A 17,052-nucleotide genomic window follows, 5' to 3' on the forward strand; every position below is an offset into this window, starting at 1 on the left:
GGAATGCGGTCCCAAGGAGTCAAGATTTTCGTTGCCCAATGCGGAATGCATTGTATGATGTCGATAAAAGAGCGGGAGATGGAATTCAGCATGCCCTTCAAGGTTAGGCCTTACGCGACCTTGACCGCCCAAAACGCGCAGGAAAGTCTCCTGCCGTGAAGCGCATGGTCGTGGGGATTACCGGCGCAACCGGCTCGGTCTATGGTCTTCGCCTGCTTGAGCTGCTGCGCGAGACGGGCGGTTGGGAAACCCATCTGGTAATGTCTCCGGCTGCGCTGCTCAACATTCGCGAGGAACTGCCCGAAGGCAAAGCCCGGCTCGAAGCGCTGGCCGATGTGGTGCACAACGTCCGCAACGTCGGCGCCTCGATCGCCAGCGGTTCGTTCGTATGCGAAGGCATGGCGATTGCGCCCTGTTCGATGCGCACGCTGGGCGCGGTGGCGCACGCCCTGTCCGACAACCTTATCACCCGCGCGGCCGACGTGATGCTGAAGGAACGGCGCCGCCTGGTGATGATCACCCGCGAAGCGCCGCTCAACCTGGCGCACCTGCGCAACATGACGGCCTGCACCGAAATGGGGGCGGTGATCTTCCCCCCGGTGCCGGCCTTCTATGCGCGGCCGACCTCGCTGGCCGACGTGGTCGATCACACCTGCATGCGGGTACTGGATCTGTTCGGGCTTCATGCGAAGTCGGAGAAACGCTGGCAAGGCCTTAGCAAAGAGGCGGCAAGCCTTGTTCCGGGTGCTGGGCAAATGGAAGGGAATTGAGAATGGCGTGGGATGTCAGCCGTCGCACGGTCATGAGCGGTGGCGCCGTGGGTGCTGCCGTTGCCGGTCTGGGGATCGGCCGCAGCGCCTTGGCGCAGCGGCCGCGCAAGATCATCGTCATCGAGGAGACGCACGTTCCCGAAAGTCGACTATTTGCCGAAACCTTTACCAATTTGGGGTGCGCAGCGCAGGTTGTCCGGATCGACCGGAGCTTCAACGGCCTGCTGCATGAACTTGAAGCGGTTGAAGGCGTGCTGGTCGGCCTTACTTCCGATCCCGCGGCGATGATCGCCGAGCAGATCCTGGTGGCCGGCGGCGCCCGCCCGCTACTACAGTGGACCCATCAATACCGCAAGCTGCGCTGGGAACACAAGACTGTTGGCGCGCCAACGCTGCTTGCGCGGGCTAGCGTCGGCTGGCCCAGCGTTCTTGCCTACCACATGCAGGATGCGCTCGTCGGCGATCGCCAGGATGCCGAACTGCGGTGCCAGTCAGGAGGACATTGCGGTCTCGATGGAAAGAGCCCCGGCATGCTGGTTTCGTGGGCATTCGAAGTGGGAGTACAGCAGTCGTGAGCACGCGCATGCCCCATGGCGTCGACGCCGCAACCTTTCGCAAGGCGCTGGACGAACTGGCCGCGATCGTCGGCAAGGAATGGGTCTTTGTCGACGATCTGCCGTTGTCGGCTTATCGCGATGCCTATTCGCCGCTGGCCGATGGCGAAATGCTGCCTTCGGCTGCCGTGGCGCCGGCAAACATGGACCAGATCCAGCAGGCGTTGAAAGTCTTCAACGCCTACAAGCTGCCGATCTGGACCTTCGGCAACGGCCGCAATTTCGCCTATGGCGGACCCGCCCCGCGCCAGTCCGGTTATGTCATGTTCGATCTCAAGCGGATGAACCGCATCCTCGAGGTCAACGAGAAATACGGCTACGCGCTGGTCGAACCCGGGGTCTCCTATTTCCAACTCTACCGGCATCTGCGCCAGATCGGCAGCAAGCTGTGGATCGATCCAGCGGCGCCGGGCTGGGGCGGCGTGATGGGCAACGCGCTTGAACACGGCGCCGGCTACACCCCCTATGGCGACCACTTCACGATGCAATGTGGCATGGAAGTGGTCCTTGCCGACGGCCAGGTGGTCCGCACCGGTCAGGGCGCGATCGAAGGGTCGCAGCACTGGCAGTCAACCAAGCACGCCGCCGGCCCGCATTTCGACGGCATGTTCACCCAGTCGAACTTCGGCGTGGTGACCAAGATGGGGATCTGGCTGATGCCCGAACCACCGGGCTACAAACCGTTCATGATCACCTACGAGCGCGAGGAAGACCTCGCTGCGATCTTCGACGCGGTCAAACCGCTAAAGGTTAACCAGGTGATCCCCAACGCGGCGGTGGCGGTCGATCTCTTGTGGGAAGTGTCCGCCAAGACCACGCGCCGCCATTACTTCGACGGCAAGGGCCCTGTCCCGGATTCGATCCGCAAGAAGATCGCGTCGGATCATGGCCTGGGCATGTGGAACTTCTACGCCGCGCTCTATGGTCCGCCGCCGATCATCGAGAACAACTGGAAGCTCGTCGAGGAAGCGATGATGAGCATCCCGGGCGCCAAGCTGCACCTCAACCGCGAAAACGATCCCGCCTGGGACTATCGCGTGCGGCTGATGCGCGGCGAGCCGAACATGACCGAATTCAGCATCATGAACTGGATCGGCGGCGGCGGGCATATCAACTTCTCGCCAATCTCTGCACCCGACGGCAAGGAAGCGCTGAGCCAGTACAACCTGATCAAGCAGCGCTGCCACGATTTCGGGTTCGACTATATCGGCGAGTTCCTGGTCGGCTGGCGCGACATGCACCACATCCTGATGATCATGTACGATCGCGCCGACGACGGCATGCGCAAGAGCGCCTATGACCTGTTCGGCAAGCTGGTCGACGAGGCAGCGGATGCCGGCTTCGGCGAATACCGCACCCACCTCGCCTTCATGGACCAGATCGCCAAGACCTATAAGCATAACGACGGGGCGCTTTGGGATCTGCACCACCGGCTCAAGGACGTGCTCGACCCCAACGGCATCCTCTCGCCCGGCAAGCAGGGTATTTGGCCCCAGGCGATGCGCAACCAAGCGTAATCACACGGCCGGCTGAACAAAGACTTCAAGGATTGACGACCATGACGCAAATTGAGCACTGGATTGGCGGCACCGCCGTGGCTGCAACGGGCGGGGCCTATTTCGACGATCTTAACCCGGTCGATGATTCGGTCTATTCCCGGGTTCCCGCCGGCACCGCGGAAGACGTGAACCGCGCCGTGGAGAACGCGCATCAGGCCTATCTCCAGCATCGCGATCTGCCCGCCGCAGTGCGCGAAGGGTGGATCGCGAAAGCCGCCGAAATCATGGAGCGCGATACCGCCAAATTCGCCGACGTGCTGGTCGACGAAATCGGTTCGCCGATCGCCAAGGCCGGGTTCGAAACCCGCTTCGCGGTCAGCTTCCTGCGCGCGGCGATCGGCGTGCCGCGCCGGATTCGGGGGGAAACGATCCCTTCGGACACCCCTGGGCGGTTCAGCATGAGCCTGCGCCAGCCGGTCGGTGTGGTCGCCGGGATTACCCCGTTCAACGTGCCGCTGATCAAGGGGATCAAACAGTCGGCCATGGCCCTGGCCACAGGCAACGCCTTCGTGCTGCTACCCTCGGAAGCCGCGCCAATGATCGCCGATCTGCTCGCTAAATTGTGGAAGGAGGCCGGCGTTCCCGACGGCTTGTTCAACGTGGTCTACGGCAATGGCGCGGAGATCGGCGACGTGCTGACCGGCCATCCCAAGGTCGCATCGATAACCTTCACCGGGTCCTCGCGCGTCGGCAAGCACATCGCCGAAATCGCGGCCCGCAACCTCAAGAAGTACACGCTGGAGCTGGGCGGCAAGAGCCCGCTGGTGATCTGCGCCGATGCCGATCTGGACAAGGCGGTCAACGCCGCGCTGTTCAGCATCTTCATGTACCAGGGCCAGGTCTGCATGGGGGCTTCGCGGATCTATGTGGAACGGTCGATCTTCGACCAGTTCACCAAGGCCTTCGCCGCCGCGACAGGCCGCGCCAACAGCGGCGACCTGCGCGATCCTACCACCATGCTGGGCCCGATAATTTCCGAACGCCAGCGCGACCGCGTCCGCCGCCACATCGACGATGCCCGGTCCAAGGGCGCCGCGGTGCTGGCCGGCGGCGAGTGGAGCGGAAACAGCTGCGCGGCCACCATCCTGAGTGGCGTTACCGCGGAAATGACCGTGTTCGAGGAAGAGACCTTCGGCCCGGTCACCTCGCTCTTTCCGTTCGACACACTTGAGGAAGCCCTCGAACTCGCCAACAACACCGAATACGGCCTCAGCGCCTCTATCTTCACCCGCGATCTCGACAAGGCGCTGGCCTTTGCCCAGCGGGCCGAAGCGGGGATGGTCCACATCAACGCGCCGACCCTGCACGACGAGCCGCACGTTCCGTTCGGCGGAACGAAGGCCTCTGGGTTCGGGCGCGAAGGCACCGAAGCCGATCTCGAGATCATGACCGAATGGAAATGGGTCACGATCCAGTCGGCGACTGAGGGCGGACACTGACAGGCGGGAACGAATGACCATGAACGATCTCCCTAACCGCGCCCGCTCGATCTCGTCGCTGCGCGACTTCCTCGAACTGCTCGAGGATGCCGGCCAGGCGATCACCTGGAGCGATGCGGTGATGCCCGAACCCGGCGTGCGCAACATAGCCGTCGCCGCATCGCGCGATGCCAACGGCGCGCCGGCGATCGTATTCGACAATATCACCGGTTACCCCGGCAAGCGCTTGGCGGTGGGCGTCCATGGTTCGTGGGACAACATCGCCCTGCTGCTGGGCCGACCTAAAGGCACGACCATCCGCGAGCTTTTCTTCGAGATCGCCGGCCGCTGGGGCGATCAGGAAGCGCAAATCAGCTTTGTCCCAGAAGCCCAGGCCCCGGTGCACGAATGCCGGATCGAACAGGACATCAACCTTTACGATGTCCTGCCGGTCTATCGGATCAACGAATACGATGGCGGGTTCTACATCGGCAAGGCCTCGGTCGCCTCGCGCGATCCGCTCGATCCAGACAATTTCGGCAAGCAGAATGTCGGCATCTATCGCCTGCAGATCCAGGGGCCGGACACCTTCACCCTGATGACGATCCCCTCCCACGACATGGGACGTCAGATCATGGCGGCCGAACGGGAAGGCGTTCCGCTAAAGATTGCGGTCATGCTGGGTAATCATCCCGGCCTTGCGGTGTTTGCTGCCACCCCGATCGGCTACGAGGAATCGGAATATTCCTATGCCTCGGCGATGATGGGCGCGCCAATCCGGCTGACCAAATCGGGCAACGGGATCGACATCCTGGCCGACAGCGAAATCGTGATAGAGGCCGAACTGCAACCGGGTGGACGCGAGCTGGAAGGGCCGTTCGGCGAATTCCCCGGTTCCTACAGCGGCGTGCGCAAGGCGCCGATCTTCAAGGTCACGGCGGTGTCGCACCGGCGCGATCCGATCTTCGAGAACATCTACATCGGGCGCGGCTGGACCGAGCACGATACCCTGATCGGCCTGCACACCTCCGCCCCGATCTATGCCCAGCTGCGCCAGAGCTTCCCCGAAGTCACCGCGGTCAACGCGCTTTACCAGCACGGGCTGACCGGGATCATCTCGGTCAAGAACCGCATGGCCGGCTTTGCCAAGACGGTCGCGCTGCGCGCGCTGAGCACGCCACACGGCGTGATGTACCTCAAGAACCTGATCATGGTCGACGCCGATGTCGATCCGTTCGATCTCAACCAGGTGATGTGGGCGCTTTCGACCCGCACCCGCGCGGATGACGTCATCGTGCTGCCCAACATGCCCGCCGTGCCGATCGATCCATCGGCAGTCGTTCCGGGCAAGGGCCACCGCCTGATCATCGACGCGACCAGCTATCTCCCGCCCGATCCGGTGGGTGAAGCGCACCTTGTCACCCCGCCGACGGGGGACGAGATCGACGCCCTGAGCAAACGAATCCGCGAAATGCAGCTGGGAGCCCTGTCATGACCACCACCGTCTGCGGGCGCTGCAAATCGAGCGGCGCTGTCACCGATTACCAGGGCAGGCAGGACGGCGCGGTCGTGTGGACAATCCTGCGCTGCGCGACCTGCAACTTTTCCTGGCGCGACAGCGAACCGGCCCGCGCGATCGACCCGGCTGCGCGCTCGGCCGATTTCGCCGTCGATGCCGGCGATCTCCAGCGTTATCCCAAGATTCTCCAGCAATAAGGCTCCAGACGCCATGATCGATCAAGCCCGCCAGACGGCCACGCTCGGTACCCTCGCCGAGGCACTGGGCAAGGCCGCCGTCGATACCAGCCCGCAAACCCTGGCCCGCTATGCCGTTCCGGGGATGGCCCCGGCAGGCGTGGTGCTTCCGACCGATGAAGCCCAGCTCGCCAAGGTGCTCGAAGCGGCGCGCACCAGCGGCGGCGTGGTCCAGACGGTCTGCAACGGCGCACATGGGCTGGAAAAGGCGGTGCAGGACAAGGTGATCGTCCTCGACCTCCAGAAGATGAACAAGGTAATCGAAGTAAACGAGCAGCTGGCCACCTGCCTGGTCGAACCGGGCGTCACCTTCCGCCAGCTCGATGCCCATATTAAGGAAAAGGGCATCAAGCTGTGGGTGGACTTCCCCGGCAATCCCGATGAAAGCGTGGCCGCCAGTTTCATCAACCGCCGCCCCGGCTACACCCCCTATTCCGATCACTTCCTGATGCAGTGCGGGCTCGAGGTCATGCTGGCTGATGGCAAGATGGTGCGAACCGGCATGGGCGCCATGCCCAAGAGCACCTGCTGGCAGCTGTTCAAGTTCGGCTATGGCCCGTGGGTCGATGGTCTGTTCACCCAATCCGATTTCGGGGTGGTGACCAAGGTGGGCATGTGGATGATGCCGCAGCCCCCGGCGCATCAGACCTTCATGGTCTCGGTCCCCCAGGAGGACGATCTGGGCGCGTTGCTGGACGTGCTCGGGCCGCTCAAGCTTAACATGGTGGTGGCCAATGGCGTCGCCGTGGGCAATGCGCTCCACGAAGCGGCCCTGCTCGGCAAGCGCCGCGCCGACTTCGAAGGCCAGGGGCCGATGGCGGCAAGCGCGGTCAAGGCGGCCGGCGAAGCGCTCGGCCTTGGCTACTGGAACCTTTACGGCTCGCTCTATGGCTTGCCCGGCAACGTCGCGATCCTGTGGGACATGGTCAAGGGTGCGTTCTCGTCGATCAGCGGCGCACGGGTGATTACCGATGGCAAGGGCATCGATCCCAAGTTGTGGGCCTGGCGGATGGGCACGATGACCGGCGTGGTGCTCGATCCCCCGGCCCGAACCTCGGGCTGGGGCGGCGACACGGCGTTGACGGTCAATCCGGTCAGCCCTGTGGATGGCGAAGAAGCGGTCAAGCTTTATGAACTGTCGCGCGACATCTGCGCCAAGAACGGCTTCGATTTCGTCGGCGAAACCACCGCGATCTGGCGTTCGGCGAACCATCGCCAGGTGCTGTCCCATGCCGCCGGGAAGGCCGAGGACGCGGCACGGGCGAAGGCCTGCGCCGAAGCCCTGATCGCCGCGCAGGCAGAGGCCGGCTTCGGCCAGATCCTGACCGACCCCGGGCTGGGAGCGGCGGTTGCCAAGACCTATGAAAAGGGTGGCCGCTCGGCCCTGCATGCGCGGGTCAAGCAGGCGCTCGATCCCAACTCGATCTTTGCCTCGGTCTGAGCCGATGCGTCGCCATGCCTGCGGAGGTACAATGAACAAGCTCCTCGTCCTTTCGCTCCTCGCCACTCTTGGCGCCTGTTCGTCCAAGCAAGGCGAAGTGGTCGCGGATGGTGCGGAGAACTATGAGCGCTACTGCGCCGGTTGCCATAACCCCGGCCCCGGACACGGAGCGACCATGCTGCTGGCGGAAAAGGGCCGTCCGGTTCCGGCGCTGATCGGCCGCAAGGATCTGGACTACGATTACCTCCATTCGGTGGTTCGTCAGGGCCTGATCGAAATGCCGCCATTCCGCGCCACCGAGCTGAGCGACCCCCAGATCAAGGAGGTCTACGAATACATCAAGACCGCAGAGCCGCCGAAGCAGGAACCCGCGCTGCCCAAATCCTAGAACGGATCGCGTTCGAGCGCCCGATCGGCAAGCTCGCCAAGGCGTTTGACCGCATCGGGATTTGCCTTGTGCGCTTCTGCATAGGCCGTGAAACTGGCTCGGGCGGCTGAGACCGGCGATGCCATCGAGCTGTGCAAAACACCGTCTCGATATCGCACAACCAAGGCGCGCTGGACCAGGCGTTCGCACTTGAGTTCGACGGATTTAAGGGCATCGTATTCGGGCTTGATCGACAATCCCTCGCGCGCTGTCTCGCCATACGACTTCAACCAGCGGCGAGCTGACCGGACGGGTGAAACCAACTCGTTGTTGAGTTCGCCTGCCGCAAGGGCCAATTCGCCGACGCCGGACGATTCAAGCGCGATGCCCTGCGAATCCGCCAGCCATAGGCAGAACAGCATCAGGTTCACGTCGCATCCGTGATCGTCCTGCAGCGCGAGTGACAGGGCCTGCACGCCAGGCTTGGCGTAGGTTTCCAGTGAGAACCGCCAGAAGTCCTCCGTTAGAGCTTCAAGGTCCGCCATTGGGCCGATCATAGCTCAAACAGCGACAGGCGACAGCACAAAGCTGCCGCCTGCCAATCCGGGCGCTGCCCCAGCGGGCCGCGCAGCAGTCGTTTTGCTCAGAACGAGCGGGCGCCGAAGTGGATTTCCATCATCGGGCGCATCACGTCCCAGCGCTCCAGCTGCGACCAGTGGCCCGAACGGTCGAGCACGTAGAGTTCGGCATGCTTGAGATGCTGGATCAGGTAGAGGCTGGTGTCGAGCGGAACCACCCGGTCCTGGCGGCCGTGGAATATCAGCACTTCATGCGGCATCTTGCCCAGCAGCTCGGGCGGCATGTTGAGCGTGTCGATCCCGTTCTTCATCGAATCGATCATCTTGACCGCGGTCTTCATGATCCCCGGATCGGTGGCGATCTTGTAGCGGTTCTGGACGATTTCTTCCATGCCTTCGAACTTGTCGGCATCGTAGGCGAAGCTATGCATCACCTGTCGATAGCGGGCATAGCGCGGATCGGAATAGAACGAGAGCAGGCGGATCAGTTCCGGGGTGCGCGGGCCGGGAGCGCCGATCGAGCCCATCAGCACCACCTTGTCGATCGTGTCGGGTTCCTCGCTCATCATCTGCAGGGTCAGCGCACCGCCCATCGAATTGCCGACGACGTGGGCCTTCTTCACGCCCAGCGCCTCAAGCAGGCCAAAGCACTGATCGACCCGGGTGCCGATCCAGCCCATCACGCTGTCGGGCCAGGGATCGGGGATCACCGACTGGCCGAAGCCGATCAGATCGGGCGCGATCACGAAGAAGTTTTCCGCCAGGTCCGGCATCAGGTGATACCAGTTGGAGGCGGCATGCGCGCCCGGACCCGCACCGTGAAGGAGCAGGATCGCCGGCTTGGACGGATCGCCCGCCAGCAAGGTGTGCGAGGTCAGGCCCCGTCCCGTGATCTTTTCTTCCCTGATAACGCCGTCAGCAGCCATGACCTTCTCCCATGTGGTCTTGTGAAAGTGCCCGCGCGACTCTTCGCCGGAGTGCGCGATGAATTGGGCGGGAGCCTAAGATATCGTTTGACAATGTGCAACGAGTTTTCCCAAGTGTTACGCATTGGGAGCAGGACACATGACAGGCGAGACATTCGACGTTCGACAGGTCGCGCAATTGGCGCAGGAACTCGACCATGCCGAGCAGACCCGCGAACGGATCCGGCCCTTCTCCGTGCGCTATCCCGGCATGCGGATCGAGGATGCCTACCGCATCAACCAGGCCTGGGTCGATCTCAAGCTGGCCCGAGGCCGCACCGTCTATGGCCACAAGATCGGCCTGACCTCGCGCGCGATGCAGCAGGCAGCCGGAATCACCGAACCCGATTATGGCACCTTGCTGGATGACATGGTGTTCGAACAGGGCAGCGACGTTCCAGCCGCGCGGTTCATCACGCCCAAGGTCGAGGTCGAGCTGGCCTTTGTGCTCGGGCGCCGCCTGGAAGGAGCACAGACGACGATTTTCGATGTCCTGAGCGCCACCGACTATGTGGTTCCGGCAATCGAAATCATCGACACACGGGTGCATCCCAAGGATGCCGAAACCGGGGCCGCGCGCAAGGTCCTGGACACGATCAGCGACAATGCCGCCAATGCCGGAATCATCGTCGGCGGTCTGCCGGCGAAACCCGACGGGCTCGACCTGCGCCGCATCGGCGCCCTGCTCAGCCGCAACGGGGTGATCGAGGAAACCGGCCTTGCGGCAGGGGTGCTCAACCATCCCGCCAACGGCGTCGCCTGGCTGGTACGGCGGCTCGCGCCCTGGGGGCAAGCGCTCGAAGCCGGAGAAGTCGTGCTCGGCGGATCGTTCACGCGTCCGGTCGAAGCGGCGCCGGGCGATGTCTTCAACGCCGATTTCGGCGAGTTTGGTTCAATCGGGTTCCGGTTCGTATAGAGGGCGACAATGCAAACACCCGTCAACAGCTTCAAGGCGGCCTTGCGCGAAGGTCCGGTCCAGCTTGGTTTCTGGCTGGCGCTGGCCCATCCAGACATTGCCGAAATCTGTGCGGGCCAGGGTTATGACTGGCTGTTGATCGACGGTGAACACGGCCCGCAGACCTTGCCCGGCATCGTCGCGCAGCTGCGTGCGGTGGAAGCCACTCCACCTTGTTCTGCGATTGTACGGGTTCCCGGCCATGATTCGGTGACGATCAAACAGGTTCTGGATCTTGGTGCGCAGACCCTGATGGTTCCGATGGTCGAAACCGCCGAACAAGCCAAAGCGATCGTGACCGCATCGCGCTATCCGCCAGCTGGGGAACGCGGCCTCGGCGGTGCCCGCGCCTCACGCTGGGGTGGCTATCCTGCCTATGTCGCAGAGGCCAATGCGCAGGTTTGCATCATCGCCCAGATCGAGACCGCGACTGCCGTCGACAACATTGAGGCGATCGCTGCGGTGGATGGGATCGACGCGCTGTTTCTTGGACCTGCGGACCTGGCCGCGACCGAAGGTTTGCTGGGCGCAAGCAGCTTCGATGCCCTGTTCAAGCTGACCGGCGAGGCGCTGGCGCGTATCGTGGCAACCGGCAAACCGGCCGGGATCCTTTCGCGCGACGAGCGGCTCGTCCAGCAGTTCCTCGATGGCGGCGCCCGCTTCATCGCCAACGGCATCGACAGCTTCACCTTTGCAAAAGGTGCAGGCGACGGGCTTCGCCGCTGGCGCGAACGCATCGCCGCGCAGGGCGGAGTCTGACCATGGCGAAACCGGCCTGGCGGGCCGCAGTAACCGGCGATCCGTCCAAACCGCTCGATGGGGTACGGGTGCTTGAGCTCGCCCGCATTCTGGCCGGACCTTGGTGCGGGCAATTGCTGGCGGACCTGGGCGCCGAAGTGATCAAGATCGAGCGGCCCGGTGCGGGCGACGACACGCGGCATTGGGGGCCGCCGTTCGTGACCGCAGAAGACGGTACGAGTCTGGGCGCGGCCTATTTCCATTCGACCAATCGCGGCAAGCGCTCCTTCGCGATCGACATCGCCAGCGCGGAAGGCCAGGCCATCATCCGCGAGCTGGCGAACGGGGCCGACATCGTGATCGAAAACTACAAGGTCGGCGGGCTGGCGAAATACGGGCTTGACCATGCCGCGCTGTCCGAACTGAACCCGCGCCTGATTACTTGCTCGATCACCGGGTTCGGGCAGACCGGGCCTTATGCCCACCGCGCGGGCTACGATTTCATCGCCCAGGCCATGGGCGGCATGATGTCGATGACCGGCGAACCCGATCGCGAGCCGCAGAAGGCGGGCATCGCGGTGGCCGACCTGTTCACGGGCATGTACAGCACTGTGGCGATTCTCGCCGCGCTCAACCGCCGGGACCGCACCGGCAGCGGCGCCCATATCGACATGGCGCTGCTCGATACCCAGGTGGCGGTCATGGCCAATCAGGCGATGAACTGGATGACTTCGGGCAAAGTCCCGCGCCGGTTCGGCAACGGTCATGCCAATCTGGCACCCTATCAAGCCTTCCCCACGCTTGACGGACCCTTGGTGATTGCGGCCGGCAACGACGGCCAGTTCGCCAGCTTGTGCCGCGTTTTGCGGTGTTCACTGCATGAAGACCCACGCTTCGCCACAAATCCTGCCCGTCTCTCGAACCGGGCGGAACTGGTCACAACGGTCGAGGGGCGCACGGCCCAGTGGAACCGACAAGCGCTGTTCGACGCGCTTGAAGAGGTTGGCGTGCCAGCCGGACCGATCAACGAACTCGACGAAGTGTTCGCCGATCCGCAGGTCGTCGCCAGGGGCCTCGCCGCAATGGCCGGAGGGCGCAAAGGCGTCGCCAGCCCGATCGTGATCGACGGAGTGCGAATGGTTTCGAATCTGGCCGCGCCGGGAAGTGCCGAGCCGGTCGAAGACGAATAGGCGGCGCAGTCAGTTCGCAGCCTGAACCGGTATAGGTCCCCCGAACAATCGCCAGCCTTCGCTGAACAGTACAAGCACGATGGTCACGCTCGCCACCCCGAAGAACGAATAGGCCAGAGGCAGCGGGGAACCATTGTAGGCCTGCCCGATCAGTGCGCCCAGCCCCGCGCCAAGCACCAAACGGAAGAACGTCTGAACAGAGGCCGCGGCCCCGGCCACCTTGCCGAACGGCTGCAGGGAAATCGCCGTGAAATTGATGAAGACCGTGATCAGCAAGCACATGTTCGCGGATGTCAGAAGCACAAACTGAAGCAGGGTTTCGCCCGGTCGGGATGCCAAATAGATCTGGCCGATCGACACAAGGAAATGGCACAGGATGGCGGCATGGCCGATCCCCCGGATGCCGAAGCGGTGTACGATCGCAGAATTGGCAATGCTGGCCAGCATCATCGAGCCCGCCATCAAGCCAAAGATTACCGAATAGGCCCCGCCGGCCCCGAAATGTTCGCCGATCAATTGCTGCGAGCTGTTGATGAAGCCGAAGTGAGCGCCGAAAATCAGGGCCATGCCAATGACGTAACCGATCGACCGGCGGTTTGTCAGAACGAGGCGGATGTTGCCGAACAATTCACTGGCACCATGGGACTGCCGCCGGGAAAGCGGCAGCGTTTCTTCCATGCGGTAGAAATACCATGCTGACACTCCCATCGACAGCACGCCGATGACAATGAAGACGGCACGCCAGCCGAGCGTAGTAAAGATCACATAACCCAAACTTGGGGCAAGGGTCGGGACTGCCATAAACAGCATCGCGACAAAGGCTTGCAGCTTGGCCATGTCTTCGCCTTGATAGCGGTCGCGAATGATCGCCAGAGGAAGGACGGTCAGGGCGGACGAGGCACAGCCAAGCAGCGCGCGGGCCGCCAGCAGGACGGAAAAGTCAGCCACGAAAGCACAAAGCAGATTGATCAGGGCGAACAGGCCCATGCAAACCAGCAGGACCGGCTTCCTCCCAAGCCGGTCGGAGATCGTCCCCGGGACGAGCGAAAACAGGCCGGAGCAGATCAGGAAGGTGCCGATGACCCATTGCCGCTGATTTGAACCGCTTGCCCCCAGATCGTTTGCCATGACACCCAAGGCCGGAAGCAAAGTTGTAAACCCAAGTGACTGCAATGCCTGGATCATCGCCATCATGGCGATGAACTCCCGTTTGCCGATTGGCTCTTTATGGGTCAGCGACAACGTTCATACCTTCCGGATGGTCGGGCCTGGCAGCGACTCCGCCATGAAGCCGGTCCACCAATATGGAGGCCAGTCCACTTCTGATGGAAAACCGCAGGAGCTATCCTTGCCAGCCGATCGCACGACTCGCTGCCATGGCCGCCGAACGGATCTTTTCGATCTTCGGCTTTGAATAAAAATGCTTGTCCTGAACTCGCGAGAGAACGCTCATCGTTGCAACAAGCCTGTTCCCGGAATCAAGCACAGGTACACTCAAGGCAGAGAGACCAGGCACAACCGTACCCTGTGTGGTCGCGTATCCCATCTCGCGCGCTTGGACTATCTGCCTTTCCAGTTCGTCGTCGGAAACCACCAGCCCGCTGGCGCGCTCCTGAGCGATGACGGGCCGAGTCAAAGCTCGTGAACAATGGGTCAAATACAGGATGCCGGTGGACGAAGCCTGCAAGGGCAAAACAGAGCCGACGTGCAAACTGGTAAACAGGGGCAGACCGCCATCGATCCAGCGAATCACCGTTGGCCCATAATTGCCCCAGACCGACAGCAACCCTGTCGTTTGCAGTTCTTCCAGCACGCTCGCCAGATTATCGCCAGCGATCCGTACCGGCTCCACCCGCGCCAGCGCGGCCATGCCAATACGAACTGAAAACTCACCTAGTGCATAGCGGCCATTCTGGATATTCTGCTCGACCACGCCTGTATTGACAAAAGCCAGCAGGTAACGGTGTGCCTGGCTGCGTGACAGACCCGATTTCTCGGCAACTTCACGCAGATGTGCGCCATCCCTTGGGCAATCCATCAAGGCCCTGAGGACGCGAACACCAATTTCCACGGACTGGATAGCCTTGCGCGGCGAATCATTCGCGCTCAAATCTTCGGGAGGCAAGCGCTCGGTAGCCTGATGTTCCATTTCATCACCTTTAGCTGCAAGCTGGCTAGCCTTGCGTGCGTTCATCGGTATTCCCCTTCACCAGCCACTCCCCGGCCCCAAAGCCCCTTGCATGATGGGAAAGGAGTTGCATATTGTCCAACGAGTAATGTAAGGTGCAAACGCGTGCAAGAGGATGATCTGAGTCAATTGCGACAAAGAGGCCGAGCGTCAACCCAACCAGGCGCTTAGAAACCAGTGAGAGGAAAGGAAGTCGGGTAATGGCTGCAATCGCGTTTCCCAGATCGTCCGAAGAGCATTTCGAACAGTTGCGAAAGGCGCCCGTTCTCGCCCTGCCGACAGCTCTCTTGTTTGTCGTTTCCATGGCAGGGATCGCAACGACCTGGTACCTGGCGCTGAACGCTATGCTTCCGCTTTGGGTCGGTGCGATCTCAAACGGCCTCGTCACATATCTGCTTTTCAGCGTGATCCACGACGCCTCGCACAAGTCGCTGTCGAGCGTTGGCTGGATCAACGAATCGATCGGCGCGATCGGCTTGTTCTTCCTCTTTCCCTATGCCCCGATGGTCCTGCTCCGCTGGGTCCACAACAAGCACCACACGCATACCAATGGACCCAAAGACCCCGACCGGTTCGAGCATGAATCGCCCTGGTGGCAGGTTCCATTCCGCTGGACCTTCTTCGATGGTGCCTACATCTGGTATTTCGTCAAATATGGTCAGAACGTGCGCAAGAAACATGGCACCGAACTGGTTGTGTTCTATTCGTTCCTGATGCTTCTGTTCGTCGCCGCGCTCTACTTCGGGTTCGGGTGGGAACTGTTCATGCTGTGGTTCGTGCCGTCGCGGATCACGCTGTTCATCATCGCGATCGTCTTCGTGATCCTGCCGCACCATCCCGCGATCATCGCGCAAGACGAAGACCCTTACATGGCGACAACCATGCGGTTCGGCTGGGAATGGTTGCTCAACCCGCTACTGGTTTATCAGAACTACCACCTGATCCACCACCTCTGGCCGGAAATCCCGTTCTACCGGATGCACAAGGCCTATTACCTCAAATACGACGAAATCAACCAGCAGCGCATCCCGCGCCAGAAAGCCTTCGCCCTGAAGCCCGAGAACTATGACGACCACTTTGCGGTTCGCCGGGAACTCGACCAGGCGCAAGGCAAGGCCATGCCTGCCTAACGAAATAACGGCCGGACCGTTCGGTATGGTCCGGCCGTACCTCCAGATCGGAAAACGCACTGATGGCCAAGCAACTTCACCTTGGCGCGTTCATGCGCCCGGTCAGCATCCACACCGGAGCTTGGCGGTATCCAGGTGCCTTACCCGACGCGAACTTCAGCCTGGCAGCGATCCAGCGCTTCATCCGCAGCCTTGAAGCTGCCAAGTTCGATTATTTCTTCATGGCCGATCACCTCGGCGTGCTCAACCTGCCACGCCAGGCGCTGATGCGCAGCCACACGGTGACCTCGTTCGAGCCATTCACGTTGCTTTCCGCACTGGCCGGGGTGACTGAGCGAATCGGCCTCGTCGCAACGGCCTCGACCACTTACGACGAGCCGTTCCATGTCGCGCGCCGCTTTGCCTCTCTCGATCACATCAGCGGCGGGCGGACCGGCTGGAACGTGGTGACCACTTCGAATCCGGACAGCAGCCGCAACTTCGGCCTGGAGACCCAGCCAGATCACGCCGCGCGCTATCACCGCGCCCGCGAGTTTCATGACGTTGTGACCGGGCTGTGGGACAGTTTCGCTGACGATGCCTTCGTTATGGACGCAGCAAAGGGCATCTATTTCGACCCCGACCGAATGCATGCGCTGAACCACAAGGGCGAGCATTTCTCGGTCACCGGGCCGCTTAACATCGCGCGTCCGGTTCAGGGCTGGCCGGTCATCTTCCAGGCCGGTGCCTCTGACCCGGGCCGCCAGCTCGCTGCCGAAACTGCCGAAGCCGTATTTGCTGCGGAATCGACGCTGGAAGGCAGCAAAGCCTATTACGACGACGTCAAAGGGCGGGCGGCGACGGTCGGACGCAATCCCGATCACATCAAGATCATGCCGGCCGTATTCCTGGTTGTTGGAGACACCGTCGAGGAAGCCCACGCGAAGCGCGCGAAACTGGACAGCCTGGTCCACTACGACAGCGGCATCCATTCACTGTCTGGCATGCTGGGTCACGACGTATCGGGCTTCGATCCCGACGGCCCCCTGCCCGACATCCCCGAATCCAACGCCAGCAAAAGTTCGCGGCGGTTCATGATCGAATTGGCCAGAGCTGAGAACCTGACGATCCGCCAGCTCGCCGCGAAGGCTGGCAGCTATGGCGGTTTGGCCTTTGTCGGCACCGCCAAGACCATCGCCGACGAGATGCAGCATTGGCTTGAGCAAGGCGCTTGCGACGGTTTTACCACCATGTTCCCTTACCTGCCCGAAGGCCTGGAAGACTTTACCGGCAAGGTTGTACCCGAACTGCAGGCGCGCGGCCTGTTCCGCACCGAATACGAAGGCGAAACGCTGCGCGACCATCTTGGCCTGCCGCGCCCGGACAACCGCTTCTTCGCCTGATG

17 protein-coding genes are annotated in these 17,052 nt (G+C 62.2%); 13 read left to right on the forward strand and 4 right to left on the reverse strand.

The features are described 5' to 3' along the window. The first annotated feature begins 155 nt into the window (after positions 1-155). Genes IM701_RS21075 through IM701_RS21110 form a run of 8 tightly spaced genes read left to right on the forward strand, consistent with a single transcriptional unit; the run spans position 156 to position 7,945 of the window. Positions 156-770 (forward strand): UbiX family flavin prenyltransferase, encoded by a 615-nt coding sequence (locus tag IM701_RS21075; RefSeq protein ID WP_010891036.1) that lies wholly within the window; start codon positions 156-158, stop codon positions 768-770. Positions 771-772: 2 nt separating this feature from the next. Then, positions 773-1,345, forward strand: a complete 573-nt coding sequence (locus tag IM701_RS21080; RefSeq protein WP_010891037.1) for a hypothetical protein — start codon at positions 773-775, stop codon at positions 1,343-1,345. Then, the gene (locus IM701_RS21085; protein WP_230487996.1) at positions 1,342-2,901 is read left to right on the forward strand and encodes an FAD-binding protein; all 1,560 of its coding nucleotides are present in this window, start codon (positions 1,342-1,344) and stop codon (positions 2,899-2,901) included. Before IM701_RS21080 ends, IM701_RS21085 begins: the two co-directional genes overlap by 4 nt. A 41-nt stretch (positions 2,902-2,942) precedes the next feature. Beyond that, positions 2,943-4,382 carry an aldehyde dehydrogenase family protein gene (locus IM701_RS21090; RefSeq protein ID WP_010891039.1) on the forward strand — a complete coding sequence of 480 codons (1,440 nt, stop codon included), beginning with the start codon at positions 2,943-2,945 and terminating at the stop codon, positions 4,380-4,382. 13 nt (positions 4,383-4,395) lie between these two features. Continuing rightward, positions 4,396-5,856, forward strand: a complete 1,461-nt coding sequence (locus IM701_RS21095; protein ID WP_193829256.1) for a non-oxidative hydroxyarylic acid decarboxylases subunit C — start codon at positions 4,396-4,398, stop codon at positions 5,854-5,856. Further along, complete coding sequence (locus IM701_RS21100; protein ID WP_169494301.1) at positions 5,853-6,077, forward strand: non-oxidative hydroxyarylic acid decarboxylases subunit D; 225 nt, start codon at positions 5,853-5,855, stop codon at positions 6,075-6,077. The genes IM701_RS21095 and IM701_RS21100 overlap by 4 nt, the downstream gene beginning before the upstream one ends. A gap of 13 nt (positions 6,078-6,090) precedes the next feature. Then, positions 6,091-7,557 (forward strand): FAD-binding oxidoreductase, encoded by a 1,467-nt coding sequence (locus IM701_RS21105; RefSeq protein WP_169494302.1) that lies wholly within the window; start codon positions 6,091-6,093, stop codon positions 7,555-7,557. Positions 7,558-7,588: 31 nt separating this feature from the next. After that, positions 7,589-7,945 carry a cytochrome c gene (locus tag IM701_RS21110; protein ID WP_100868253.1) on the forward strand — a complete coding sequence of 119 codons (357 nt, stop codon included), beginning with the start codon at positions 7,589-7,591 and terminating at the stop codon, positions 7,943-7,945. Here the strand turns inward: IM701_RS21110 and IM701_RS21115 are convergent. Continuing rightward, complete coding sequence (locus tag IM701_RS21115) at positions 7,942-8,469, reverse strand: TIGR02444 family protein (RefSeq protein ID WP_169494303.1); 528 nt, start codon at positions 8,467-8,469, stop codon at positions 7,942-7,944. The genes IM701_RS21110 and IM701_RS21115 overlap by 4 nt on opposite strands. Before the next feature lie 98 nt (positions 8,470-8,567). Continuing rightward, positions 8,568-9,428 carry an alpha/beta fold hydrolase gene (locus IM701_RS21120; protein ID WP_100868255.1) on the reverse strand — a complete coding sequence of 287 codons (861 nt, stop codon included), beginning with the start codon at positions 9,426-9,428 and terminating at the stop codon, positions 8,568-8,570. 139 nt (positions 9,429-9,567) lie between these two features. On the opposite strand from IM701_RS21120, the gene hpaH reads away from it, so the two are divergent. From hpaH to IM701_RS21135, 3 genes are read left to right on the forward strand one after another with little or no spacing between them, the layout of a single operon-like run. After that, complete coding sequence (gene hpaH / locus IM701_RS21125) at positions 9,568-10,383, forward strand: 2-oxo-hept-4-ene-1,7-dioate hydratase (protein ID WP_193829257.1); 816 nt, start codon at positions 9,568-9,570, stop codon at positions 10,381-10,383. A gap of 9 nt (positions 10,384-10,392) precedes the next feature. After that, entirely contained in the window at positions 10,393-11,181 is a 789-nt protein-coding gene (locus IM701_RS21130) for an HpcH/HpaI aldolase/citrate lyase family protein (RefSeq protein ID WP_010891051.1), read from the forward strand. Between the two features lie 2 nt (positions 11,182-11,183). After that, positions 11,184-12,350, forward strand: a complete 1,167-nt coding sequence (locus IM701_RS21135) for a CaiB/BaiF CoA-transferase family protein (protein WP_193829258.1) — start codon at positions 11,184-11,186, stop codon at positions 12,348-12,350. Positions 12,351-12,359: 9 nt separating this feature from the next. Here the strand turns inward: IM701_RS21135 and IM701_RS21140 are convergent, their stop codons facing one another. After that, complete coding sequence (locus IM701_RS21140; protein WP_230487997.1) at positions 12,360-13,592, reverse strand: multidrug effflux MFS transporter; 1,233 nt, start codon at positions 13,590-13,592, stop codon at positions 12,360-12,362. Positions 13,593-13,692: 100 nt separating this feature from the next. Further along, on the reverse strand, positions 13,693-14,544 hold the full coding sequence (locus tag IM701_RS21145) for an IclR family transcriptional regulator (protein ID WP_230487998.1): 852 nt from the start codon (positions 14,542-14,544) through the stop codon (positions 13,693-13,695). Positions 14,545-14,738: 194 nt separating this feature from the next. Between IM701_RS21145 and IM701_RS21150 the strand changes: the two genes are divergently transcribed. Then, on the forward strand, positions 14,739-15,668 hold the full coding sequence (locus IM701_RS21150; protein ID WP_193829259.1) for a fatty acid desaturase: 930 nt from the start codon (positions 14,739-14,741) through the stop codon (positions 15,666-15,668). A gap of 62 nt (positions 15,669-15,730) precedes the next feature. Further along, on the forward strand, positions 15,731-17,050 hold the full coding sequence (locus IM701_RS21155) for an LLM class flavin-dependent oxidoreductase (RefSeq protein ID WP_010890872.1): 1,320 nt from the start codon (positions 15,731-15,733) through the stop codon (positions 17,048-17,050). The last annotated feature ends 2 nt before the right edge of the window (positions 17,051-17,052 follow it).

The organism is Novosphingobium sp. ES2-1 (assembly GCF_015169775.1).
In the GTDB taxonomy this organism is placed as follows: Bacteria; Pseudomonadota; Alphaproteobacteria; order Sphingomonadales; family Sphingomonadaceae; genus Novosphingobium; species Novosphingobium subterraneum.

Coding starts and splice junctions, on each gene's coding strand:
- IM701_RS21080 (WP_010891037.1), top strand. CDS start 773: ATGGCGTGGGATGTCAGCCGTCGCACGGTCATGAGCGGTGGCGCCGTG.
- IM701_RS21090 (WP_010891039.1), top strand. CDS start 2,943: ATGACGCAAATTGAGCACTGGATTGGCGGCACCGCCGTGGCTGCAACG.
- IM701_RS21095 (WP_193829256.1), top strand. CDS start 4,396: ATGACCATGAACGATCTCCCTAACCGCGCCCGCTCGATCTCGTCGCTG.
- IM701_RS21100 (WP_169494301.1), top strand. CDS start 5,853: ATGACCACCACCGTCTGCGGGCGCTGCAAATCGAGCGGCGCTGTCACC.
- IM701_RS21105 (WP_169494302.1), top strand. CDS start 6,091: ATGATCGATCAAGCCCGCCAGACGGCCACGCTCGGTACCCTCGCCGAG.
- IM701_RS21110 (WP_100868253.1), top strand. CDS start 7,589: ATGAACAAGCTCCTCGTCCTTTCGCTCCTCGCCACTCTTGGCGCCTGT.
- IM701_RS21115 (WP_169494303.1), bottom strand. CDS start 8,469: ATGGCGGACCTTGAAGCTCTAACGGAGGACTTCTGGCGGTTCTCACTG.
- IM701_RS21120 (WP_100868255.1), bottom strand. CDS start 9,428: ATGGCTGCTGACGGCGTTATCAGGGAAGAAAAGATCACGGGACGGGGC.
- hpaH (WP_193829257.1), top strand. CDS start 9,568: ATGACAGGCGAGACATTCGACGTTCGACAGGTCGCGCAATTGGCGCAG.
- IM701_RS21130 (WP_010891051.1), top strand. CDS start 10,393: ATGCAAACACCCGTCAACAGCTTCAAGGCGGCCTTGCGCGAAGGTCCG.
- IM701_RS21135 (WP_193829258.1), top strand. CDS start 11,184: ATGGCGAAACCGGCCTGGCGGGCCGCAGTAACCGGCGATCCGTCCAAA.
- IM701_RS21145 (WP_230487998.1), bottom strand. CDS start 14,544: ATGAACGCACGCAAGGCTAGCCAGCTTGCAGCTAAAGGTGATGAAATG.
- IM701_RS21150 (WP_193829259.1), top strand. CDS start 14,739: ATGGCTGCAATCGCGTTTCCCAGATCGTCCGAAGAGCATTTCGAACAG.
- IM701_RS21155 (WP_010890872.1), top strand. CDS start 15,731: ATGGCCAAGCAACTTCACCTTGGCGCGTTCATGCGCCCGGTCAGCATC.